Raw genomic sequence first — 22,690 nt, 5'->3', positions numbered from 1 at the left:
CCTTCGGCTAACCCACCCTACGCACTGAATGCGAAGCTACGGCTTCCTCAAAAACACGAACTCCGTGTCGTCATAAGCCCGCCGCTCCAGCTCCTCGAATCCCTCCGGCGTCACGAACTGCGCGGCCTTGGCCTCTTCCACCACCAGCAGCGCGCCCGGCATCAGCCAGCCGCCATCGCGCAAGGAGGCCAGCGCCTTCTCCGCAAAACCCTTGCCATAGGGCGGATCGAGGAACACCAGCGAAAACGGCTCGACGGGATGCGCAGGCCCGAGATCGATCGCATCGCGGCGATAGACTTTTGTGACGCCGCCAAGGCCGAGCGACTCGACGTTGTTCCGCAGCAGCGCACGCGCTTCCGCACCGTTGTCCACGAACAGCGTGAACTTCGCGCCGCGCGAGGCCGCTTCGATGCCGAGCGCGCCGGTGCCGGCGAAGAGATCGAGCACGCGCGCATCCGCAATCGGATCGTCATAGGCGTGCACGAGGATGTTGAACACGGACTCGCGCAACCGGTCCGCCGTCGGACGGATGTCGCGCGAGGACGGTGAGGCGAGATTGCGCCCCTTCAACCTGCCGCCGACGACGCGCAAAGCTAGTCCTCCCGCGGCGTCAGGTCGCGCTTGCCGTGATAGCCGCGCTTGGGACGGCGCGGCGGGCCGTAGCCGTTCGCCTCCATCTCGTTGCGCTCGCGCGCCTCCTCGCTGCCGGTGCGCTGCACCAGCACGCGGCGGCCCTTGCGGTCGTTGATGACGGCGCGCTTCATCGGCTTCATCGGCGCATCGTCACCACGCCCGGCGGATTTCGACGGCACGTCGAACTCGGCGCCCGATTTCTCGATCACCTTGTCGCCGAGCTGCTCGCGCAGCACGCGCGACTTGATCTCCTCGACCTGGCCTTCGGGGATCTCACCGAGCTGGAACGGGCCGTAGGAGACGCGGATCAGCCGGTTCACCTCGAGCCCGAGATGGGCGCAGACGTTGCGGACCTCGCGGTTCTTGCCTTCGCGGATCGCGAACACCAGCCAGACATTGGCGCCCTGGTCACGCTCGAGCGTCGCCTCGATCGGACCGTATTTGACGCCCTCGATCTCGATGCCGCTCTTGAGCTCGTCGAGCTGCGCCTGCGTGACGTCGCCATGGGCGCGAACGCGGTAGCGGCGCAGCCAGCCGGTGTCGGGCAGCTCGAGCGTGCGCGCGAGGCCGCCGTCATTGGTGAGCAGCAACAGGCCCTCGGTGTTGAAATCGAGCCGGCCGACGCTGATCAGGCGTGGCAGGCCTTCGGGCAGATTGTCGAACACGGTCGGACGGCCTTCCGGATCGTCATGCGTGGTCATCAGCCCGCGCGGCTTGTGATAGAGGAACAGCCGCGTGCGCTCGCGCTCCGGCAACGGCTTGCCGTCGACCAGAACGACGTCGTTCTTCGTGACGTCGAGCGCGGGCGAATTGATGATGCGGCCGTTGACGGTGACACGGCCCTGCGTGACCATCTCCTCGGCATCGCGGCGCGAGGCGAGGCCTGCACGCGCCAGTGCCTTGGCGATGCGCTCGCCGGCCTTCTTCGGCTTCGGCTCTTCCTCCCGGCGCGGCCGCCGGTCGAAATCACGATCGCGCTCGCGATAGGCGCCGCGGCCGCCGAAGGCGGGGCGCTTCTCGAAGATCCGGCTGTCGTCCTCATTGTCGCGGCGCGGACGATCGCGAAAACGGCCTTCGCTACGCGGATGCTCCTGCCAGTCCATGCGGCCCTCCGGGCGCTGGCGCGGGCGATCGAATTTGGGACGGTCACCACGTTCGCTGTCACGGTCACGAGGCCGATCGAATTTCGGCCGCTCGCGGAACGGACGATCGCCGGATGCGCGATCGTCGCGCGAACGCGAGAAGCGCGGACGGTCTTCGCCGCGGCCGCCCTCGCGGCGCTCGTCGCGCTGACGCCAGGGCTTTTCTTCGCCGCGATCGCGGCCGCCAAAGTCCTTGTCGAAGCTCTTGCGCGGGCGGTCACCGCGCGGACGATCGTCACGCTTCTGCCACGGCTTTGAATCGCTCCGCTCGCCGCGATCGCGCGGACGGTCCCCAAAGCTGCGCTTACGATCCCCCGAGTCGCTGTTGCCATCTCGGAAGTCACGGTCTCGGCCGAAATCCTTGCGCGGTCGATCCGAGCTACCGCGCGAAAACTTGCGGTCCTCGAACCGGCGCTCGGAGCGCTCGCCGCGCGGCGCGCGCTCGTCACGATCGAATTTCGGACGATCGCCGCGCGGCTTGAATGGACGGTCGCCGCGTGGCTTGAAGCTGCGCTCCTCGGCGCCGCGGTCGTCGCGCTTGAAGCGCGGACGGTCGGAAAAATCGCGGCGCGGGGCATCGCCCTCCTCGCGGCGGCGGAACGGACGGCCTTCGCGGTCGCCGCGGGGCGGCCGGCTGTCGCGGTCGCCCTTGCCCTCAAATCCGCGCTTGGCGAACTTCTTGTCGGGGCCACGCGGCTTGCCGCTACGGCCTTTGGCCGGGCCTCGCCGGCCGCGGGAATCGTTGTCTTTGTCGCTGTCGCGAGGCATGAATAATCTCACTTAAGGGGGCGGCGCGGGAGCATTGCGCGCGCTCGTTCCGAGCCGCATGCTCAGGCAAAACCGGTATTCACTCTTGCTGAAGGCGGAGCTACTAGCAGGTTTCTGGCGATGATACGAGGCTTGAAAGCCCCCTCTTTCATGGATTTGGCGCTTCTGACGGCCGAAAATGCCGGAAAAGCGGGCGAAGTTCCGATCGGATGCGTGGTGGTCCGCAATAACGAGGTCGTCGCCACCGCGGCGAACCGGACGCTGACCGACCATGACCCCACCGCCCATGCCGAGATCGTCGCGCTGCGCGAGGCGGCGAAAAAGATCGGCAGCGAGCGCCTGGTCGACTGCGACCTCTACGTGACGCTGGAGCCCTGCACCATGTGTGCGGGCGCGATCTCTTTTGCAAGGGTCCGCCGGCTCTATTACGGCGCCGCGGATCCCAAGGGCGGCGCGGTGGAATCCGGCGTGCGCTTCTTTGCCTCGCCGACCTGCCATCATGCGCCGGACGTCTATTCCGGCGTCGGCGAGAGCGAGGCGGCGCGGCTGCTCAAGGAGTTCTTTCGGGAGCGGCGCTGATTGCCCCCGTACTCCGCTGTCATGCCCCGGCTTGACCGGGCCATCCAGTACGCCGCGGCCTTTGATTCAATCACAACCGTCTCGGCGTACTGGATCGCCCGGTCGAGCCGGGCGATGACAGTTGAATGTTTGGCGCGTAGCGGCCTCAAGCCAAGAAGAACTCGCGCAGCGCCTTCGCGGTGACGTCAGGATTCTCCTCGGTCAGGAAGTGCCCCGAATCCACGGGCATGCCGTCCACGTTGGTCGCCCATTGCTTCCACGTGTCGAGCGGCGTCGCGGCGGCCTGGGCCACGCCGGCATTGCCCCACAGCGCCAGCATCGGCACCGTGATCTTCTTGCCGGCCTCGAAATCGGCCTTGTCGAGGTCGTAGTCGAAATAGGCGCCGGCGCGGTAATCCTCGCACATCGCGTGCACGCGGGCGGGATCGCGGAACGGGGCGATGTAGTGTTCGAGCGCGCGCTTGTCGATGGCATCGAGCGTCTTCGATTTGGTCTGGCTCGCCATCTTGAAGCGCAGGAAGAACTCGCCATTGCCGGAGATCAGCGTCTCCGGCAGCGGCGCGGGCTGGGCGAGGAAGGTCCAGTGATAGATCTTCAGCGCGTAGGCGCGGTTCATCCGCTCCCAGTAATTATAGGTCGGCAGGATATCGAGCACGGCGAGTTTCGACAGCCGGCCTGGATGGTCGAGCGCCAACCGATACGACACACGGCCGCCGCGGTCGTGGCCGGCGAGCGCGAAGTGCACGTGGCCGAGCCGCTCCATCGCCTCGACCATGGCCTTGGCCATCGCGCGCTTGCTGTAGGGCATGTGCAGCGCATCGCTCTCGGGCATGTCGGACCAGCCATAGCCCGGCAGGTCGGCGATGATTAGCGTGAACTTGTCGGCAAGCTCAGGTGCCACGCGGTGCCACATCACATGGGTCTCGGAGAAGCCATGCAGCAGCAGCAGCGGCGGCCCCTCGCCACCGACGCGGGCGAAGATGCGGCCGAAGGAGGTGTTGATCCATTCCGAGGAGAAGCCCGGATAGAGGTCGGCGAGATCGGACATCTTTCTGCATCCTTATCTGGTCAGTCGCGAGAGGCCCCAACAAAAAATGTCGAAAACAACCCCATGCACAGTAGCGGTATTATCAGCGGGGCTGCCAAGCCCAACAGCCGATTACGTATTTCTGGAATGTCGGTGTGGCGGCGCGAAGGCGCCAAAACCTCGAGATTCCGGATCGGCGCGTTTCACGCGCCGTCCGGAATGACGAGCTAGTTCTTGGCCTTCTCCGCCTCCACCGCCTGCCAGCCGATGTCGCGGCGGCAGAAGCCTTCCGGCCAGTTGATGCGGTCGACGGCCTGGTAGGCGCGCGCCTGCGCCTCGGTCACGGTCTTGCCCAGCGCGCAGACATTGAGCACGCGGCCGCCATTGGCGAGGATGGCGCCATCCTTCGCCACCGTGCCGGCGTGGAAGATCTCGACGGTGTCGACCCTGGCAGCGTCATCAAGCCCCTCGATGCGCGTGCCCTTCTGGTAGTCGCCCGGATAGCCTTTCGCCGCCATCACCACGGTGAGCGCGGACTCCGGGTGCCAGCGCAGGTCGAAATTCTTCAGCTGCCCGTCGCAGGCGGCGAGGAACGCCGGCACGATGTCCGACATCATGCGCAGCATCAGCACCTGGCACTCGGGATCGCCGAAACGGACGTTGAACTCGAACAGCTTTGGACCCTGCGTCGTCAGCATGATGCCGGCGTAAAGGATACCGCGGAACGGCGTGCCGCGCTGCTTCATGCCTGATACCGTCGGCAGGATGATCTTGGCCATGATCGCGTCGTGGATCGCGGGCGTGACCAGCGGCGTCGGAGAATAGGCGCCCATGCCGCCGGTGTTCGGGCCGACGTCGTGGTCGAACACGCGCTTGTGGTCCTGCGCGGACGCCAGCGGGATCGCGGTCTCGCCGTCGCACAGCGCGAAGAAGCTGATCTCGCGGCCCGGCAAGAACTCCTCGATCACAACTTCAGCGCCGGCCTCGCCAAAGGCGCCCTCGAACATCATGGCGATGGCGTCTTCCGCCTCGCGCACGGTCTTGGCGACGACGACGCCCTTGCCGGCGGCGAGGCCGTCGGCCTTCACGACGATCGGCGCGCCCTGGCTCTGGACATAGGCGCGCGCGTCATCGGGGTTGGTGAAGCGCTTGTAGGCGCCGGTCGGAATGCCGAACTCGGTGCACAGCGCTTTGGTGAACCCCTTGGAGCTTTCGAGCTGGGCCGGGATCCTGCTCGGCCCGAACGCCTTGATGCCGGCGGCGGCGAGATCGTCGACGATGCCGGCCGCCAGCGGCGTTTCCGGGCCGACCACGACGAGCTCGACTGCATTCTTCTTGCAGAAGTCGATCACGGCGGCATGGTCGGCGATGTCGAGCGCCACGCACTCCGCCTCGCGCGCGATGCCGGCATTGCCGGGCGCGCACCAGAATTTCGTGACCAGGGGGGAGGCCGCGATTTTCCATGCCAGAGCATGTTCGCGGCCGCCGGAACCGAGCAGGAGAATGTGCATCAAGGGCTCGAAATGAGGGGTTTTGCTGGGGCGGAGGTCGCACGAATCGGGGTGGGGCTCAAGGGGCTAGACGCCGAACTCGCGGCCATTACAGGGTGCGGAAGTTCTTTTCCCCCTTATCTTTTGAGGGAATCAACAAGCGAAATAGAGTAATATTTTGATCGTACCGGCGCGGCCAGCGCCGAGCCATGGCCCGTGCCGTGCTTTGCTCTCGGGCGCAAACCTATTCGTGAGCGCACAGTATGAATTTTGGCCGTTTAGGCGCTTCAAGTTCTCAGCGAAAGGCGATTCAGCCCGTGACAAAGTATCTGTTCATTGATGGTGCATGTCTCAGGACGACCATCGAGGAGATCGGAAAGCGATATGCTCCGGGCCAGGTTCTGCGTGTAGATTACGATCGCTTGACCGGTGGTTACGATAAAGTCTTCTACTATGACGCTCTCCCCGCGAAACGCAGTGGCGAAACAGACGAGGATTTCAGCATTAGGCGGGACGCGGCGATTTCATTTCATGATCAACTAGGATCCCTTGATCGCTTCCATGTCTACGAGGGCGACACTCGAAAGAGCCCATCTGCTCGTAAACAGGAGCAGAAGAAAGTCGACGTTATGATAGCAGTCGATATGCTGACACATTCGTTTCGGCGCAACATGCAACACGCGACCCTGCTGACTGGCGATTTAGATTTTAAACCGTTACTGGATGCATTGGTGCTGGAAGGAATGTCGGTAACGCTGTGGTTTCCGCCGCATAAGACGAACAAGCAACTAATTGCCGCGGCTGATCAGCGACGCCAGCTAGACATCCAGTCGATCTATCCCGCCTTAAAACCTGTCAGTAAGGCTTTGTTTTCCATTCCGTCCGGCAGCGGCGAGCCTTCCCGCGGCGACATCGGACGAGTACTTCATGCATCGAACAGCGATGACGGAGAGTCAAAGTTGTTTGAATGTCAGGATCGGACCTATGTTTTCGCAGCGCCGAACCCAAACCCAGGCTATTGCACCTATTGGACGCACACCGATCTCACCATTCTAAAGCATTTTGCTTTCGATGTTTTTGGCTTCGCTGTGCCAGATACTGTGGCTTAAGCCCGAAGGATGGGTTGAGCCATTGCGGACCCATCAAGCGCGCCTCTCGAAGCTTCCGTAAAGTTGGCCGGCCAGGCGCCACCGCGACTCATCGTACTTGCTTTCGGATGATAGCCGCGAAGACGGAGAGCGGAAATGCGAAAGCGATGGGTTTCGCATGGCTCAACCCATCCTACGAGCTGTGGGGATTGCGACGCGACCTTGTACCGACTTATGGCCAAACGTTTGCATTCAAACTGAGAGCTACCGACGTGGCATCCATCTATGAAACTGAGCCACGAGAGCGGCACCTACGCGAGTTCACACCGGCGGACGCGGAGCTGTTTGCGTGACCACAAGTAATGCGCCGATGATCATTACCAAACTGGATGCCGCACGCCGCCAGTTAGCGACCGCGATACGTCTCTGGTTTCGCTCTGGAGATGCGGTCTCCATTCACACACTGGCTTTTGCTGCCTATGAGGTAATCCACTTCATCAGCATTCACAGAGACAAATACCGTCGCGATCTATTGTTCGATAGCGATCTGATCAAAGACGAGCACCGCGCGGAGTTCAACAAGCTCATCAGGTCGCCTGCGAACTTTTTCAAACATGCCGACCGCGATCCAGATGGGGCGATTGAGTATGATCCCGTTGCGTCCGAGGCCTTCATACTTTTTGCCATACTGGGATTGGCTACGATTAAAGAGCCAAGTTCTGACGAGGAAGCTGCCTTTATGTTTTGGCGCTATTTCCACCACCCCGACCAACTGACGGAGGCTGGCCGTAAAACGTACGTTGATGGCATCCCGGAAAATCGTCTCGCGGAGATCAGGAGCATACCGAAGGACCAGTTCTTTGAGGCGTTCACGACAAGCCGGTGGATGAACCGGCGACTCGAAGACGACAGGGCTAAACATACCATCAGGCTGCCTCCGAGGCAGAAACCGACCGAGGCGGGGTGATCTGGTTTGTCTGGTATTACGGTGATAGTGCACTAAGCTCTAAATCCACGGCATCAGTTGACATAGTTTGGTGCCCTGTCGCCGCAATCCACCCCTGAAACGTTTGCTCCGAACCTCAAGTCTTTGAAGCCTTGGGGTCCGCCTGCTCGATGAAATGCTTGTTGGTGTAGCCCTTGGCCATGCACCAGGCGCTGAAGTCCTTGAACTTCTGATGCGCCTCCTCGTACGTGCCGACGAATTTCTGGATCGCGCGTATGAGTGTAGTGACAACTTCCAGCTCAGTGATCTCAGCGCCGTCCGGTCCTGACGAATGCTTGAGCCAATTGATGACGGCATTAGTTTCGTCAGCACTAAACTTGGCGCGGATGAGTCGGAATAGGTGCGTCGTCGTTTTCTCTTTGCACTGCCCCTCACCGGCAGCGGCAAGCGTGATCGCGCACTCGTAGTCTTTCTTCTCGAAATGCTCGAGGGCCGCCAATATTTGGCGCAGCGCCGAGATCTTCTTAGTCGTATTGATCATGCCCTTTTGCCCCGCGATCTTCACGACGTTTTCGTCCTGCTCCTGGGAGGCTTCGGCGGCTTACGCAGATCGTTGATTATGTCCCGGATGAATCGCAGCACTTCCCGCGTCAGCTCGGGCAACCGCAAGGCTACAACCAAAAGGACTGCCCCACCCAGCCCTAGGGATGTGAGCGCCTGTACGATAATTTCAGTTTCGCTGGTCGTCATGGCCTACCTACTTCCGCAGGACGGGGCTGTATGGACTTAGCCGCATTAATCTTCGTAAACATACGAAGCGACTATCAAGAATTCGCTAACCGAAGCTTCAATGCCCCCAAGCGATTAAAATCATTAGCTTTTTCCCATAAAGAGGCGTTTCCCGGAGCTAATTTTGTAGCCCTGAGTCCCTACGGAATAGGTAAACGGAGTTAACTTCTGGTGGCGTTTGAGCCGTATTTCCTGCCGTCTCACTATCAATATAAAAACGATTTGGCGGTTCCAGGTTAGAGATTGAGTGCCTACGGTCACGCCAGGATTAGACAATTATAAGTTGTAATACATTCGTGATGTCCCCTCATCACATCACCTCATGGCTCGATCTAGAGTTACGTCAGGATGCACCGCGACGACTACTTGAACCGACCCGGGATTGCCGAGCGCTATTTGGCATAAGTTGTGCCGTCTCGCGGCGCGGGACGTACTGGCGGTCGGCCTTGTGCGCCGCTATATTGATTCCCGTTGTACGCATTTAGTGGCTGGGCGCTCCAAGACCACGACGTGCAAGACTAAACCCCGAACCAGCCCGGGCGCTCCGGTGAGCATTCGAGGGAACTTTGACACCGCGACTTCGCGGCTGTTGGACGTTTCCACGGCTCGGCTCGGATGCCCTCCTCGAAACACCGCCAGTCTATGAAGTCGCTCCGCAACAAAAGGAGCCAACTTCCATGTCTATCGACGACGATGTCGTGAAGGCTGATCTTGCGCTAAGCGAACTGCCGCGCGCTCGGACCGAGGCACGCGAGCGCGCCTTGGCTATTGTGCGGCACCTCTCCAACACCACCGGCAACAACGGGTCCCGGACGATCGCTATCGAGAATGCCCAAGCCGATGCTTGGCTGAGCATCTGCGCGATCGGCCAGACTCTCGACCGGGAAGGTCGGTGTCCCGACGACCTCTGGGACAGGGCCATCGCGCTGACGCGGTGGTGGCGGTCGCTGTTGATGTCTTAGCAGCCCCGCGCGTGTACGCATTGCTGGGTGCCGCCGGGCATTGCCCTACGGTGCAATAGCCGCGCCTACTTAGCGGCCGGGCCCCTCGGATTACGGTGACAGTGCTGGACTGCACCCTGAACTGAGACACGGTAATTGCAATGACAGTGCGGTTGTCACGATGTGTTACCGCGGGGTTGTTTTGCGCCAAGGCGCTTTCGACTGAGGGGCTGGTGTCTCCCCTCCGCGTCATTCCGGGGCGCGCAAAGCGCGGGCCCGGAATCCATCGGGCCACAGCGTCGGTGGATGAATGGATTCCGGGCTCGTCGCTTCGCGACGCCCCGGAATGACGAGGCGCGCGTTGACATGACGGCGCAGCGCTAAAATTGCTTCCCCGCAATAATCTCTTGCAATGTCGCCACATGCCTTGCAAACGCCCCTCGGCCCGCCGCGGTGGCAGTCACCGTGGTCTGCGGCTTCTTGCCGACGAAGGCTTTCTCCACCGAGACGTAGCCGGCCTTGGCGAGGGTCTCGATATGGGCGCCGAGATTACCGTCGGTGGCGCCGGTCAGCTTCTTCAGCCGCGAAAATTCCAGCCCAGCCGATTGCGGCAGCGCGTTGAGCGCCGCCATGATCTTCAATCGCAGCGGCTGGTGGATGACATCGTCGAGCTCGGCCATCTCTAGCTCCGCCGCATCCAGAGGCCGCCGACGAACAGGCCGCCGCCGTTGACGACCGCCATCCACAGCAGGAACGGCATCCCGGGAATGTAGACATATCCGATCAGCGTCAGTGCGATGATTGCTGCTCCAATCACGATGAAGGCCGTGCCGAACCATACGCCTGCCATCATGTAGAACAGCATGACGTAGACCGGCCAGAACGTCGTCTGCTGGCGAGGCGTGAATTGGCCGAAGACACAGCAGAAGATGCCGAACGCAACGATGAACAGAAACGACAGGAGATAGCGTCGATCGAAGGTGCGGATGCGGGATTGCGCATGATTGTAGGCACTGAGGGCGAACAGCCCGGCGGTCGCGAGGACGTAGACGCCGATCCAGATATAGAGGCCGTAGCCCGGCCTGAGCCAACTCAGGATGTCTCCGGCGAAAACCAGGGCACCCCACATTAACATGATGGTGCTGGTGAACCGGTAGATCAGCGACTGCCGCACGCGGCGGACGGTATCTTCGATGTCCGCCAGCGCGTCGGTGGCCTGCTTGCTGTCGATCATGACTGCCCCGCCCCGCGCGTCGCCACGTCCTCGGCGATCGCATTGACCGCCTTCGGGTTGGTGACCATGCCCATGTGGTTGATGCCGTCGATCACCTTGACGTCCACCGACGGCTTCACCGCCTGCACCGCCTCGGCGTATTTGTCCGAGATCATCATTTCGTCCTCGGCGGCGCCGAAGATCGTCATCGCATGCGTCACGCCCGGCAGATCAAGACGATAGCCACGCGTGGCAAAGTTGCGCATCAGGCGGTCGGAATAGGTCGGCACCAATATGCGCTCGGAGTTCGTCGGCACCGCGAAGGCGAGCACCGGAAGCTGCGAGCAGCAGTCGATGCCGAGCTTGCGTAGCGCGGCGAGAGCGAAAAGGCGCGGCAGGTCGGGATTGGCCCAGCCGCCGGAATTCGGCTTGTTGGTCGGTGCGTCGTAGCCGAGATAGGGCGCCACCAGCACGGTGCGGACGAACAGGTCCTGCATGATCGGCGTCGCGGCGACCCGCAGCGAGAAGCCGGCGCCGGCGGAATGGCCGATCAGGGTCAGCGGCAGATCGGGCGCGCTTTTGCGGACATGAGCGACGAAGTCGACGAGATCGTCCTCGAGCTGGCCGACATAACCGATATCGCCGCGCGTGCCGGAGGCGCCGTGGCCGCGGATGTCGAGCGCCCAGGTCTCGACGCCGCGCGCGGCGAGCGCCGCCGTCAGCGCGTGGTTGACCGTGGCGGAGGACGCCGAGGAGCCATGGATGAAGATGGCGCCACGGTCCGTGGCCGTGCCCTTCGGCACATAGTGGCGGAAGCCGAGCCAGGTGCCGTCGCGGGCCTGGAAGCGCTCGAGTGGCGGCAGCGTGGACCAATCGATGCCCTTGGCGGAGTCCGAGACCGAGCGCATCTCGGCGGGCCGCTCGAGCGGTGTCGCGATCAGGGCCGTCAGCAGCAGCGCCACAGCGCCGACAGCGCACAGACCCCATTTCAGCAAGCCCAGAGCGCCTCGCAGCAACTGCATCGCCATGGGCCGACCCCGTTGAACTTACCAATGATAGAGTACTCTATATTACAGAGTACTCTTTCGTTCAATCCCCGGATTGGCGCCGCGCGGCGAAAATCCTTAACGTCGGGTCTGACCCCAAAATGCCGAATCGTTTGCCGATGCCGCCTGCGGAACCACTGCTCAACGCGCCCGAATTTACCGTCTCCGAGCTCTCGCTGTCCCTGAAGCGGACAGTCGAGGATGCCTTTGGCCATGTCCGGGTCCGCGGCGAGATCTCGGGCTTTCGCGGGCCCCACTCCTCCGGCCATTGCTATTTCGCGCTCAAGGACGAGAGCGCCAAGATCGAGGCGGTGATCTGGAAGGGCGTGCACGGCCGCATGCGCTTCAAGCCCCAGGAGGGGCTCGAGGTCATCGCCACCGGCAAGCTGACGACCTATCCGGGTTCGTCGAAATACCAGATCGTGATCGAGGCGCTGGAGCCGGCAGGCATCGGCGCGCTGATGGCGCTGATGGAGGAGCGCAAGAAGAAGCTCGCGGCCGAGGGCCTGTTCGACGAGGCGCGCAAGCAGCTGCTGCCCTGGCTGCCGGAGGTGATCGGCGTCGTGACCTCGCCGACCGGCGCCGTCATCCGCGACATCCTGCACCGGCTCGAGGACCGCTTTCCCCGCCGCGTGCTGGTGTGGCCGGTCAAGGTGCAGGGCGAAGGTTCGGCCGAGCAGGTCGCGGCCGCGATCCGCGGCTTCAACGCGCTGCCGGAGGGCGGCAAGATTCCGCGCCCCGACGTGCTGATCGTCGCGCGCGGCGGCGGCTCGCTGGAGGACCTCTGGTCGTTCAACGAGGAGATCGTGGTGCGGGCAGCCGCCGAGAGCATGATCCCGCTGATCTCGGCAGTGGGCCACGAGACCGACATCACGCTGATCGATTTCGTCGCCGACAAGCGCGCGCCGACGCCGACGGCGGCGGCCGAAATGGCCGTCCCCGTGCGCAGCGAATTGTTCGTCGAGGTCGCCGATCTCGGGCGCCGGACGCGCGCCTATTGGCAGCGCGCCCAGGAGAGCCGCCGCAGCGAGCTGCGTGCCGCCGCGCGTGCGTTGCCGGCGGCCGGCGATCTGCTCGCGATCCCGCGGCAGCGGCTGGATTCGGCCGGAGCCTCCCTGCCCCGCTGCCTCAAGGCCAACACGCATGCGCATTTCCGCAGGTTCACCGCCGCCAGTTCAAAACTGACGCTGCGCGTGCTGCACGGCCAGATCGCGCAGGCCGATCATCGCCTCACCGTGTGCGGCGAGCGGCTTGGCCTGTCCGCGCGATCGCTACTGCGACAGCGGCGCGACCGCTTTGCAGGGCTGGAGGTTCGCCTGCGCGCCTCAAAACTTTCGAATGCGCAGGCGCAGCGCAACGCGATTGCCCGCCAGCGCGAGCGCACCCATCGCCTCGCCGAGCGCGCCGGCCGCGCGCTCGTCACGCTGCTGCAGCGGTTAGAGGCGCGCGTCGAGAACAGCGGCAAGCTGCTGTCTGCCCTGTCCTATCGCAGCGTGCTCGCGCGCGGCTTTGCCCTGGTGCGCGATGAAGCCGGCCATCCGTTGCATGCCGCGGACGCGATCGGTCCCGGCGCACGTGTCGAGATCGAATTCGCCGATGGCCGCGTCGGCGCGACCACGGATGCGGATCGCCCTGCGCCAGCGGCAAAGCGCGCGCCGCCGCAACCGAAGCCGGCCGCGCAGGAGACAAAGCCGGCGCCGAAGCGCGTGGCCAAGCCGGTGGATCAGGGCAGCTTGTTCTGAGTGCGACGAGCGAGCGCTCCACCCTCGGTGTCATTCCCCGCGCAGGCGGGGAATCCAGTACGCCGCAGCTTCTCGATAAATCACTGGCGTCTCGGAGTACTGGATCGCCCGGTCAAGCCGGGCGATGACAGTGAGTGTGTGGGACGCGCGTGGCCACAAATTCGTCATTGCGAGGAGCTCTTGCGACGAAGCAATCCAGAGTCCCTCTGAGGAGAGATTCTGGATTGCTTCCGCCTTCGCCAAGGCTTCGGCGGACAAGTCGCTGCGCTCGCAATGACGTGCGGAAGCAGCGCGTGACCCACTCAGCTCCGTCATCCTGAGGTGCGAGGCTTGCGATGCAAGCGCATCGCAAGGTGAGCCTCGAAGGATTTACGGCCGGGATGCAGCCGGGCCGTCGCCCTTCGAGGCTCGCCGAAGAGGCGAGCACCTCAGGGTGACGGGACTGGCAAGGTAAGCCTCACCGGCAGGACAATCCCGCGTCGATCGTGGTCCAGAAGCCGCAATGTTCCGGCGCGAGCATGGGGGCGCCGGCGTGGGCTTCGTACAGGAAGATCGCGACGGTGAAGACGATCAGGGCGGAGGTGAAGAGCGTGATGCGGTTGCGCATGTGAGATGCGTTTAATCGACATCGTGGTCGAATGATGGCGCGGCCATGTGCTGAAACCGCGGCAAGGCGCGGCCCGTAGATTCACGGTCGGCCATTTTCCGTGCAGGGCGGTGGTCGATGCGGGGCTGTCCGCGTGATGTTGTTCCTCGGGGCGGCCCCGCCTTCGCTCTACCGAGCTACGGCGCGGCAGGCCCGCTCGTCCGCCTCACCGCGCCAGCCATTGCGCGACTTCCTTCTGCGACTCCGCGCGTGCCTCGGCATCCGTGCCGAGGTGGCCGTGCTCCGGTGCGGCCGCATCGCTGCTGCCGGCGAGCGTGTGCAGCGGCGTGTTGGCACGATCGAAATCGTGATAGGCGCCGGGATAGACCACGATGCGCGCGAGCGCGCTGCGGCCATGCGCGCCGTCCACCATCTGGCGGCAGGCCGGCGGCGACGACACGTCGTCATTGCCGCCGATCAGCACCAGGGTCGGCACCCGCGCGCTCCACCCTAAGCCCGCCGAGATCCGGCAATCCGGATAGAACGCGATCGCGGCACGGAAATCCGGTCCCGGATCGCGCGACGCGCCCTGCGGACGCACCGCCCAGAGCAGTGCGCTGGCACCGTTGGCCCAGCCGATCAGGTTGATGCGGTCGCGCGCCACCCAGGCCTGCTTCACCAGCCAGGCGCGCGAGGCCGCGATGTCGGCAACGCGCTCGCGCCGCGCCTTGACGTGACTCTCCTTGATCCGGCATTGCGGCCCGAGCTCGCGCGAGCCGTAGCTGTCCGGCAGCAGCACGGCATTGCCGGCCTTGAGCAGCCGCTCGGCCCAGTCGCGATAGCGCGGCAGCACGGGATCGGAATGGCCGCCGAGGCCGCCGCAGCCATGCAGCGCGATCACGGTCGGAAACGGGCCCTCGCCCTCGGGCTTGTAGAGCTGAGCATGGAGAACGCCGGACGACAGCGGGATGTCGACCTGCTGCGGCACCGGCGCAGCGTGCGCCGCCGGTATCAGGAGGATCAGGAACAGGGCGGTCAGTCGAAGGCGCATCGGACTCTGCCGTATCAGGTGCCGGCCGCGAACGCCGGGACAATCCTTCGCCTGGAGCACTATCACGCGGAAACGGCGCCAAAACATCACAAACCGGTGGGTTTAACGGGCGGACAAGCCACCCTATCTATGCTACATCCCGTCCAACACATCGTGCCCTCAGGGGCCTTCCACGGAGACTTTCGACCTTGCTGAACAAGTTCGGCTCTTCCGGCCATGGCGAAGCGCAGGTGCAATATCTCGACGGCGATTTCCGCGTGATCTCGCCGGGGACCTTCGTGCGCTGCGCCATCACCGACACGCGAATCCCGCTCGACGAATTGAAGTACTGGAGCGTGGATCTGCAGGAAGCCTACGCCACGCCCGCCGCGGTGCTGCAGCGGCACTTTCCGGGCGCGCTGAAGCAGTCGTGATCCTTCGGCTCTCGTAACTCTCGTAGGGTGGGCAAAGGCGCAAAGCGCCGTGCCCACCATCTTTCCAGGACCGCGACGAGCAACGTGGGCACGCTTCCGCCTTCGCTCTCCGAGCTTCGGCGGACAAGTCGCTTTGCCCACCCCACGGCATCGCGTTTGTTCATTGCTCCGTGGCATCTCCGCCTACGCACGTCTTGATAAAGCTCTTCCTGGGCTCCCCGACGACCTTCTGATCGATCGCCTGCTTCAGGCAATCGACCCGCGCCTGTGCCATGCACAGCTGCAGCTGGTCGCGCTTGTCCTGGCCATTCAGGCTTGCCGTCGTAGCGAGACAGGTGACGCGCTTGGTCGCGGGAACCGGCACGGTGGTGGGAGCGGCAGACGGCGCCGCCGTCTGCGCAAATACGGGCGCAACAATCAGACACACAAGGCTGGCGACGATGGCGGCGGACGGCAGTTTCATCGAATTCTCCTGATCGTCTGGAACGGATAGAAGTTTTGCGATGAATGCCGGCTGAATGGCAGGTGCTGTAGGGTGGGTTAGCTCGCGGCTGCGCGAAGCGCAGTTCGCTGGCGTAACCCACCGTGCATCAGCGAATGCGGGGCGAAGTTGGTGGGTTACGCCCGGCAACCGCGCTTCGCGCGGTCGCAAGGCTAACCCACCCTACGGGACCTGCTGAACTGCACGCCCCACCGCGAAATGATCCTCGTCGTGCCGATCCGCGTTGCATCGAATCGTGCTTGCACTCCGAGGTAAGCCATTTCGCTCTGTGGTTGGATTTTTCGTCGCGGTCCGGCGCCCTTAAGTTGTTTGACGAAGTCTTGCTGAAACAGAGTGCTGCTAAACTGCATGTTAGGTAATTGGCCCTGTTCTTTTTATCGCACAGACAATCAAGTCAACCAAACGGCCGTTGAGCTTTGGAATTGGCGCAGTCTGTGAACGGGCTCATATCGACGAGCCATCTGACGGGCTACGATCACCTCGAAAATCCGCGGTGGAATATCTGTAAATTCAAAGTCAATCGATGGGGGTGATCATGCCCATCATACTGGACTTGCTCTATCGCGAATATTGCCGCGCCCGCCTCGCCGAAATGCGCAAACAGCTTCTGATCGCAGCTGAACGCTTTGAAGCACTCGAAGCGGACTATCTTCTTTCGGATCAGAGTGACGACGAGAGGTCGGCGGCAGACCGCAAGACCGGCCGCGGCGCGCCGAGTTGAAGCGGCCAAGACCGGCAATCTCTCCCGTGCGGCAGTGACCAAGCGATCGGTAACAATTCGGGAGGCAGCGATGAACGCGCCCGAATGCTATACTGTCATGGTGACCTGCGTCTCGCGCCTGACCACTATCGGATTGATGGTCGTTGGGGCGTGGTGAGCATGACTGACTGCTGAACCGCGATCACGGACCGTTGCCGGCTTCGCAGGCAAGCACGTTCCGTCGGACCATGGCGCGGCCGATCGTCACGGCACCCACAGGGCAGCGCCGTAGGGCGGGCAAAACCGGCAGACATACGAGGCTGGCGGCAACGATTGCGGACCGCAGTTTCATCGAATTCTCCTGGTCGGAGACATATCGATAGGGACGCGGCCATGAAGATCGGCTGACTGTCAGCCGATATCTAAAATTGTCTCGTTCCCGTTGGGCCAAGTTTAAGTCGCCTGTATCACCCTGACTTGGGAAAAAGTGGCAAGAAGGGCAGGAACGCATGGACCGCCGGGGACTTTGCAACCGTTCGTTCGATGCACCGTTTCGTGCGGAGGGTCATGCCCGGCGGCGCGAGCGATCGGTTAGCCTGCTCCAACGTTTCGCCCGAGATCAGTCGGGCAGCTATGTGATCGTTTCGGCGCTGCTGATGCCGGTCCTGGTCGGCACCGCGGGCCTCGGCACCGAAGTCGGATGGTGGTACTACAAGCACAAGAATATGCAGAGCGCGGCTGACTCTGGCGCGGTGAGTGCCGCGACGGCGGCGAGTGCCGGGACCGACTTCTTGTCCGAAGCCAGAGCGGTTACGGCAAACTACGGTTACGCCAACGGGGCGAGCAACGTCACGGTCACGGTGAACCAGCCACCGAAAACGGGCAATCATGCCTCGAATTCGCAGGCAATCGAAGTCATCGTGAGTCAACCGCAACAGCGGTTGCTGTCAGCCTTGTTCGGATCGGATCCTGTACAGATAACCGCCCGCTCTGTCGCCCTGCCCAATTCCGGGACAGGCTGCGTACTTGCGCTCAACTCAAGCGCAAGTCCCGCTGTCAACGTCAGCGGCGGCAACCAGCTCAACCTGATCAAGTGCAACCTCTACAGCAACTCGGGTGCGAGCCCCTCGCTCAACGTCGCCGGCAGCGCCTCGGTTGCAGCAAACCAGGTCGGAGTGGTTGGCGACGTCTCAGGCGCGAGCAGCATCACGGCGACCAACGGCGTCAGGACGCACATCATGCCCGTCGCCGACCCGTATGCCAACGTCTCTCCCCCCGCGAGGCCGAGTTGCACCAACGCCAAGATCACGGTCAACGCCAATGGAAAAACAAACACGCTCGACCCCGGCTGCTACATGGGCAGCATTACGGTCAATGCCGGCGCAGTCCTGAACCTCAGTCCAGGCGTCTATTATCTGGACGGAGCAAACTTGAGCGTCGCTGGAAATGCCACCATCACAGGCAGCGGCGTGACCCTGGTGTTTACGGGCTCGGGAAGCGACTGGGGCACCGCTTCAATCGGCAGCAACGCGACCGTCAACCTGACGGCGCCGACCAGTGGCCCCACGAAAGGCATCGTCATGTACGGCGACCGCAATATGCCGGCCGGAACCGCCTTCAATCTCACCGGCGGCAGTACACAGAACTTCGGCGGTGCCATCTACCTGCCAAAGGCGAACCTCAGCTTCAGTGGCGGCAACGGCACGAGCACATCCTGCACCAAGATCATCGCGGATACGCTGACATTCAGCGGCACGTCGAATCTCCAGGTCGATTGTACCGCGCTCGGCACCGCGACGATAGGTTCGCAAACCGCGCAGCTCATCGAATGAGGTTTGGACCCATGCAAAGCCAGAATTTCTCATCGAAGCGCCACCTTCGACTGCTCAATTCGCTGACGGGGCACGTCCGCGCCGCTGTCCGCGACAAGAGTGGCGTCGCGGCCGCCGAATTCGGCATCTTGATTCCGGTGTTGTCTCTGATGGCCGTTTCGGTGACAGACATCGGGCTTGCGCTCTATCGCAAGATGCAGGTCGAAAATGCCGCACAAGCGGGCGCGCAATACGCAATTGCGCGCGGCTTCAACGAGAGTGGCATTTCCGCTGCCGTAGCAAGCGCCACCAACGCCACAAACATCACTGCTTCACCTGCGCCGGTCCAATTCTGCGGATGTCCAACGAGCGCGGGGGTGAGCGCCGTCACTTGCGGGACCGCGTGCCCCGGCGGCGCGCAGGCTGGAACATACACGACGGTCTCGGCGCGAGCGACGTACTCTACGCTGATCGACTACCAGATCGTAGCAGCCTCATACACTTATAGCGTGCAGTCCACTGCGAGGCTGCAGTGAAACTCACCGCGTTATGGCGAGACAAGAGGGGCGCATCGGCGCTGGAATTTGCGCTGACCGCTCCGGTGTTCTTCCTGTTCATATTTGGCATCATCGAATTCGGACTGCTGTTCTGGACTCAGCTGGGGATCCAGCACGGGAGCGAGATGGCGGCGCGTTGCGCAACCGTCAACAGCACGCTCTGCCCAAGCAGCAGCGCCATCACGAGCTACGCTGCCCAGCAGGCGTACGGCCTCACGCTCCCTGCGGAGACGTTCACCTTTTCCACGTCAGCATGCGGCAACCAGGTGAGCGCGAGTTATGCATTCAACTTTCCGGAGATTCTCAATCTCTCCCCGGTGACGCTGACCGCCCGGGCATGCTTTCCGAGTTGAAACCGGCCGCTTTGCCGCCCCTGCGGAATCATCGCGCACTGAATCTTCGCTCGCGCGCCTTGTAGAGGTGATCGCCGATCAGTTGCCGCAGCTTGGCCGGGTCGTCGAATTCGAGCTGGACGGCGAACGGCACGATGCCGGCGGGCACGCCTTCGCTGCCATGCAGGCGGGCAAGATCCTTTTCCGTCGTCACCAGCGTGAGCTGCTCGCGCTGCGCTTCTGCCCCGAGCGCGGCGATCTCCTCGCGCGAGAACATGTGATGATCATCGAAGCGGCGCGTGCGCGCGACATCGATGCCGCTGGCGCGCAAGGTGCGGAAGAAGCGCGCGGGATCGCCGATGCCGGCGAAGGCGAAGACCCGCTTGCCAAGGAGCTGCGCGAGCGAAGCCGCATCCGGCTTCAAGCGCGCGCGCAGCTCGGGCTTGTTGCGCTTGGCGAGCTCGGCGGCGACATCGTTCGCGGCGCGGCCGTCGCCAATCAGGACCAGCGCGTCGGTGCGCGCGAGCTGCGCCTGCAGCGGCGCGCGCAGGGGGCCGGCGGGAAACACCTGACCATTGCCAAGGCCGCGCTCGCTGTCGATCACAATCAGCGAGGCATCCTTCAGCAGGCGCGGGTTCTGGAAGCCGTCGTCCATCAGGATCACGGTGGCGCCTCGCGACTTCGCCAGCGCCACGCCGTCGAGGCGGTCGCGCGCGACGGCAACAGGCACGTCGCGCGCCATCATCAAGGGCTCGTCGCCGACGTCGGCGGCGGTGTAGCGCTCGCGATCGACCATGACAGGGCCCTTCAGGCGCCCGCCATAGCCGCGACTGAGCACCACCGGCGTCTCGCCGAGCTCGCGGAGGAGCTTGACCAGCGCCAGAACGGTCGGCGTCTTGCCGGCGCCGCCGACATGGTAGTTGCCGACGCAGACCACGGGGATGCTGGCGTCGAAGCCCTGGCGCAGCATGCGCCGTTCGGTGATCGCGCCGTAGAGCGCACCGAGCGGCCATAGCGCGTACGATTGAAGGGAACGTGGCCGGTACCAGAAGGCCGGCTCACGCATTGGCGGCTCCCATCTCGATCCGCAATTGCAGCAGATAGGGCTCGAGCGCGGTCATGGTGCGGTTGAGCGCGCCGCCGAGTTGCTCGACGACGCCGGCACCTGCCTGCTGCATCTTGTCGCGCAACGTGGGATCGGCCAGCAGCTGGCCGAGCTGCTTGACCAGCGCTTCCGGCGTGTCGGCCTGGCGCGCGCCACCGCTCGCATCGAGCGCTTCGTAGACCTCGGTGAAGTTGAAGACGTGCGGACCGTGGACGATGGCGGCCCCGAGCTTGATCGCCTCGATCGGGTTTTGCCCGCCGTGGTGGATCAGCGATCCACCCATGAACACGATGGGCGAGAGGCGATAGAACAGGCCGAGCTCGCCCATGGTGTCGGCGACGTAGACGTCGGTCGCGGCCGTCGGCAGCTCCTCGCGCGAGCGCAAGGCGGGCTTGAGGCCCGACGCCGTGACGAGGCCCGCGATCGAGGAGCCGCGATCGGGATGCCGCGGCACGATCACGGTCAAAAGCTGCGGGAAGAAACCGACGAGGCTGCGATGCGCGGCGACCAGCATCTCGTCCTCGCCCGGATGGGTCGAGGCGGCGACGATGATCGGGCGCCCGCGCGTCATCGCCATCAGCCGTTCGAGCTTGGCGGGATCGGCCGGCGGTGCCGGCACGTCGAGCTTGAGATTGCCCGTGGTGACGACGTCGCGGCTGCCGAGCGTGGAGAAGCGCTCCGCATCGGTCCTGGACTGCGCCAGACAGATGTCGAACCGCGACAGCAGCGCCGAGATGGTGCCGTGCATGCGCCGCCAGCGCGGGAAGGAGCGCGGCGACATCCGCCCGTTGATCAGCACCATCGGCACGCGGCGCGCGGCGGCCGCCAGGATCAGGTTGGGCCACAAATCGGATTCGATGAACAGCGCCAGCGACGGCTTCCAGTGGTCGAGGAAGCGCGCGACATAGCGCGGCGAATCATACGGCACGTATTGATGGATGACGTCGGGCGGAAACCGTTTTGCGACGACGGCTGCCGAGGTGACGGTGCCCGAGGTGAGCAGGATGCGCAGGTTGAGGTCGCGCAGGCGCTCGATCAGCGCCGCAGCAGCCAGCACTTCGCCGACGCTGGCGCCGTGGATCCAGACCAGCGGGCCGTGCGGCCGCACATCGCGGGACAGGCCGCGCCGTTCGCCGACCCGCGCGGGGTCTTCCTTGCCCTGCTTCAGCCGCCGCTTGATCAGCGCAGGCGCGAGCGGCACCAGGCCGCTAGCCAGGCGCCGGTACATCCGCAGCGTGATCGGCAGCGCGATGGGCAGCGATTTAGGCATCTTCCGGTCCCGGGCGGCCGAGCTGCGCATAGGCGCGCCGGGTCGCCTCGTTCAGCGTCTCCTCCAGCTCCCGCCGCAGCGCTTCCATCGTCGCGGCGTCGGCGTCCGGCGGAACGTGGATTTCCTTGATGCCGACCAATGCGCCCCGCCCGAATGGCAAATTGATGGTGGTGCGGTCCCAGTTCTTGAGCCGGATGAAGCGGCTGGTCGCCATCGCGAAAGGCATGATCGGCCGTCCCGACTCCCGTGCCAGCATGATGATGCCGAGCCCGGCCACGCGGGAACGCTTGGGGACATCGGCGGTCAGCGCGACATTACAACCGTCCTGGAGCGTCCGCACCATTTCCTTGAAGGCGCCGACCCCGCCCTTGCGGTGAAAGGCCCCGCCATGATCGCCGGAACCCCTGATCGTGCCGATGCCGAGCCGCTCGGCGGCGATGGCATTGAACTCGCCGTCGCGATGCCGGGAGATCAGGACCCTGGCCTTGTACCAGTCCTTGTTCTTGATGAACGGGGTGAGGAAGTGCTGGCCGTGCCAGAAGGCGAAGATGGCCGGGATCTGCGGCTCGACACGTTCATAGACGTCCGGCGGATCGAACGTGAATGTGTTGGTCCGCCAGACAAAGCGCAGATATTCGGCCGCCAGGACCCCGACGGCACGCTGAACGAAGCTGCTTCGCAGCGTATTGCGAAGCAGTTTTTTCAACGCGCCGGTTCTTGATTCGGGTCGAGCAGCCGGTGGAGATGGACGATGAAATAGCGCATCTGCGCATTGTCGACCGTGCTCTGCGCCTTGGCCCGCCAGGCGGCGTACGCCGTCGCGTAGTTCGGATAGAGGCCGACGATCTCGACGTCGTCCAGGTTCTTGAAGATGTTGCGCTCGAGATCGACGAGCTCTCCACCGATGACGAGGTGAAGCAGTTGTTGCGGGGCACTATCTGGCATGGGTTCTCTTTCTA

General features: G+C 63.6%; 25 protein-coding genes. 10 read left to right on the top strand and 15 right to left on the bottom strand.

Going from position 1 to position 22,690, the window contains the following annotated elements:
- Nucleotides 1–36 precede the first annotated feature (36 nt).
- Together rsmD and GGD63_RS14185 are read right to left on the bottom strand one after the other, a co-directional pair.
- On the bottom strand, nt 37–591 hold the full coding sequence (gene rsmD, locus GGD63_RS14190) for a 16S rRNA (guanine(966)-N(2))-methyltransferase RsmD (RefSeq protein ID WP_183242900.1): 555 nt from the start codon (nt 589–591) through the stop codon (nt 37–39).
- Between the two features lie 2 nt (nt 592–593).
- Nucleotides 594–2,543 carry a pseudouridine synthase gene (locus tag GGD63_RS14185; protein WP_183242898.1) on the bottom strand — a complete coding sequence of 650 codons (1,950 nt, stop codon included), beginning with the start codon at nt 2,541–2,543 and terminating at the stop codon, nt 594–596.
- A 120-nt stretch (nt 2,544–2,663) separates the two neighbouring features.
- Between GGD63_RS14185 and GGD63_RS14180 the strand changes: the two genes are divergently transcribed.
- Nucleotides 2,664–3,122 carry a nucleoside deaminase gene (locus GGD63_RS14180; RefSeq protein WP_183242896.1) on the top strand — a complete coding sequence of 153 codons (459 nt, stop codon included), beginning with the start codon at nt 2,664–2,666 and terminating at the stop codon, nt 3,120–3,122.
- A 145-nt stretch (nt 3,123–3,267) separates the two neighbouring features.
- On the opposite strand, the gene GGD63_RS14175 is transcribed toward GGD63_RS14180, so the two are convergent.
- Together GGD63_RS14175 and purD are read right to left on the bottom strand one after the other, a co-directional pair.
- Nucleotides 3,268–4,170, bottom strand: coding sequence for an alpha/beta fold hydrolase (locus tag GGD63_RS14175; RefSeq protein WP_183242894.1), 903 nt, complete (start codon nt 4,168–4,170; stop codon nt 3,268–3,270).
- Nucleotides 4,171–4,376: 206 nt separating this feature from the next.
- Nucleotides 4,377–5,660, bottom strand: coding sequence for a phosphoribosylamine--glycine ligase (purD, locus tag GGD63_RS14170; RefSeq protein WP_183242892.1), 1,284 nt, complete (start codon nt 5,658–5,660; stop codon nt 4,377–4,379).
- A 296-nt stretch (nt 5,661–5,956) separates the two neighbouring features.
- Here purD and GGD63_RS14165 point away from each other — a divergent pair, with 296 nt between their 5' ends.
- Both GGD63_RS14165 and GGD63_RS14160 read left to right on the top strand, forming a co-directional pair.
- Nucleotides 5,957–6,748: an NYN domain-containing protein gene (locus GGD63_RS14165; protein WP_183242890.1), complete on the top strand. Its 792-nt coding sequence runs from the start codon at nt 5,957–5,959 to the stop codon at nt 6,746–6,748.
- Between the two features lie 328 nt (nt 6,749–7,076).
- On the top strand, nt 7,077–7,694 hold the full coding sequence (locus GGD63_RS14160) for a hypothetical protein (RefSeq protein WP_183242888.1): 618 nt from the start codon (nt 7,077–7,079) through the stop codon (nt 7,692–7,694).
- 115 nt (nt 7,695–7,809) lie between these two features.
- On the opposite strand, the gene GGD63_RS14155 is transcribed toward GGD63_RS14160, so the two are convergent.
- Nucleotides 7,810–8,238, bottom strand: coding sequence for a hypothetical protein (locus GGD63_RS14155; RefSeq protein ID WP_183242886.1), 429 nt, complete (start codon nt 8,236–8,238; stop codon nt 7,810–7,812).
- 901 nt (nt 8,239–9,139) lie between these two features.
- Between GGD63_RS14155 and GGD63_RS14150 the strand changes: the two genes are divergently transcribed.
- Nucleotides 9,140–9,424 (top strand): hypothetical protein, encoded by a 285-nt coding sequence (locus tag GGD63_RS14150; protein WP_183242884.1) that lies wholly within the window; start codon nt 9,140–9,142, stop codon nt 9,422–9,424.
- A 359-nt stretch (nt 9,425–9,783) separates the two neighbouring features.
- On the opposite strand, the gene GGD63_RS14145 is transcribed toward GGD63_RS14150, so the two are convergent.
- Genes GGD63_RS14145 through GGD63_RS14135 form a run of 3 tightly spaced genes read right to left on the bottom strand, consistent with a single transcriptional unit; the run spans nt 9,784 to nt 11,644 of the window.
- Nucleotides 9,784–10,083 (bottom strand): transcriptional regulator, encoded by a 300-nt coding sequence (locus tag GGD63_RS14145; RefSeq protein WP_183242882.1) that lies wholly within the window; start codon nt 10,081–10,083, stop codon nt 9,784–9,786.
- A gap of 2 nt (nt 10,084–10,085) precedes the next feature.
- Nucleotides 10,086–10,637 carry a hypothetical protein gene (locus tag GGD63_RS14140; protein ID WP_183242880.1) on the bottom strand — a complete coding sequence of 184 codons (552 nt, stop codon included), beginning with the start codon at nt 10,635–10,637 and terminating at the stop codon, nt 10,086–10,088.
- Nucleotides 10,634–11,644, bottom strand: coding sequence for an alpha/beta hydrolase (locus GGD63_RS14135; protein ID WP_183242878.1), 1,011 nt, complete (start codon nt 11,642–11,644; stop codon nt 10,634–10,636). Before GGD63_RS14135 ends, GGD63_RS14140 begins: the two co-directional genes overlap by 4 nt.
- Nucleotides 11,645–11,781: 137 nt before the next feature.
- Here GGD63_RS14135 and xseA point away from each other — a divergent pair, with 137 nt between their 5' ends.
- Nucleotides 11,782–13,404: an exodeoxyribonuclease VII large subunit gene (gene xseA / locus GGD63_RS14130; protein WP_183243085.1), complete on the top strand. Its 1,623-nt coding sequence runs from the start codon at nt 11,782–11,784 to the stop codon at nt 13,402–13,404.
- Between the two features lie 457 nt (nt 13,405–13,861).
- Here xseA and GGD63_RS14125 read toward each other — a convergent pair whose 3' ends face one another.
- Nucleotides 13,862–14,011 carry a hypothetical protein gene (locus GGD63_RS14125; RefSeq protein WP_183242876.1) on the bottom strand — a complete coding sequence of 50 codons (150 nt, stop codon included), beginning with the start codon at nt 14,009–14,011 and terminating at the stop codon, nt 13,862–13,864.
- Between the two features lie 205 nt (nt 14,012–14,216).
- Entirely contained in the window at nt 14,217–15,041 is an 825-nt protein-coding gene (locus GGD63_RS14120) for a dienelactone hydrolase family protein (protein ID WP_183242874.1), read from the bottom strand.
- Between the two features lie 188 nt (nt 15,042–15,229).
- Here GGD63_RS14120 and GGD63_RS14115 point away from each other — a divergent pair, with 188 nt between their 5' ends.
- Nucleotides 15,230–15,454 (top strand): DUF2093 domain-containing protein, encoded by a 225-nt coding sequence (locus GGD63_RS14115; RefSeq protein WP_183242872.1) that lies wholly within the window; start codon nt 15,230–15,232, stop codon nt 15,452–15,454.
- A 160-nt stretch (nt 15,455–15,614) separates the two neighbouring features.
- On the opposite strand, the gene GGD63_RS14110 is transcribed toward GGD63_RS14115, so the two are convergent.
- Entirely contained in the window at nt 15,615–15,917 is a 303-nt protein-coding gene (locus GGD63_RS14110) for a hypothetical protein (protein WP_183242870.1), read from the bottom strand.
- Nucleotides 15,918–16,479: 562 nt separating this feature from the next.
- Here GGD63_RS14110 and GGD63_RS14105 point away from each other — a divergent pair.
- The 4 genes from GGD63_RS14105 to GGD63_RS14090 all read left to right on the top strand — a co-directional run bounded on the left by GGD63_RS14105 (nt 16,480) and on the right by GGD63_RS14090 (nt 19,377).
- A complete protein-coding gene (locus GGD63_RS14105) occupies nt 16,480–16,677 on the top strand; it encodes a hypothetical protein (protein ID WP_183242868.1) in 198 nt (65 codons plus the stop codon).
- Between the two features lie 488 nt (nt 16,678–17,165).
- Complete coding sequence (locus GGD63_RS14100) at nt 17,166–18,488, top strand: TadE/TadG family type IV pilus assembly protein (RefSeq protein WP_183242866.1); 1,323 nt, start codon at nt 17,166–17,168, stop codon at nt 18,486–18,488.
- An 11-nt stretch (nt 18,489–18,499) separates the two neighbouring features.
- Nucleotides 18,500–19,003, top strand: a complete 504-nt coding sequence (locus tag GGD63_RS14095; RefSeq protein WP_183242864.1) for a TadE/TadG family type IV pilus assembly protein — start codon at nt 18,500–18,502, stop codon at nt 19,001–19,003.
- Nucleotides 19,000–19,377: a TadE/TadG family type IV pilus assembly protein gene (locus tag GGD63_RS14090; protein ID WP_312013266.1), complete on the top strand. Its 378-nt coding sequence runs from the start codon at nt 19,000–19,002 to the stop codon at nt 19,375–19,377. The genes GGD63_RS14095 and GGD63_RS14090 overlap by 4 nt, the downstream gene beginning before the upstream one ends.
- A gap of 28 nt (nt 19,378–19,405) precedes the next feature.
- Here the strand turns inward: GGD63_RS14090 and lpxK are convergent, their stop codons facing one another.
- The 4 genes from lpxK to GGD63_RS14070 are packed head-to-tail and all read right to left on the bottom strand — an operon-like array spanning nt 19,406 to nt 22,676.
- Entirely contained in the window at nt 19,406–20,422 is a 1,017-nt protein-coding gene (gene lpxK / locus GGD63_RS14085; RefSeq protein WP_183242862.1) for a tetraacyldisaccharide 4'-kinase, read from the bottom strand.
- Nucleotides 20,415–21,761: a 3-deoxy-D-manno-octulosonic acid transferase gene (locus GGD63_RS14080; protein ID WP_183242860.1), complete on the bottom strand. Its 1,347-nt coding sequence runs from the start codon at nt 21,759–21,761 to the stop codon at nt 20,415–20,417. The genes lpxK and GGD63_RS14080 overlap by 8 nt, the downstream gene beginning before the upstream one ends.
- Nucleotides 21,724–22,437 (bottom strand): lysophospholipid acyltransferase family protein, encoded by a 714-nt coding sequence (locus GGD63_RS14075; RefSeq protein ID WP_183242858.1) that lies wholly within the window; start codon nt 22,435–22,437, stop codon nt 21,724–21,726. Before GGD63_RS14075 ends, GGD63_RS14080 begins: the two co-directional genes overlap by 38 nt.
- Complete coding sequence (locus GGD63_RS14070; RefSeq protein ID WP_183242856.1) at nt 22,434–22,676, bottom strand: DUF4170 domain-containing protein; 243 nt, start codon at nt 22,674–22,676, stop codon at nt 22,434–22,436. The genes GGD63_RS14075 and GGD63_RS14070 overlap by 4 nt, the downstream gene beginning before the upstream one ends.
- Between the last annotated feature and the right edge of the window lie 14 nt (nt 22,677–22,690).

Source organism: Bradyrhizobium sp. cir1 (assembly GCF_014198245.1).
Lineage (GTDB): Bacteria > Pseudomonadota > Alphaproteobacteria > Rhizobiales > Xanthobacteraceae > Bradyrhizobium.
Note: the sequence above shows the minus strand (reverse complement) of the source record. Positions and strands in the feature narration are given on the sequence as shown.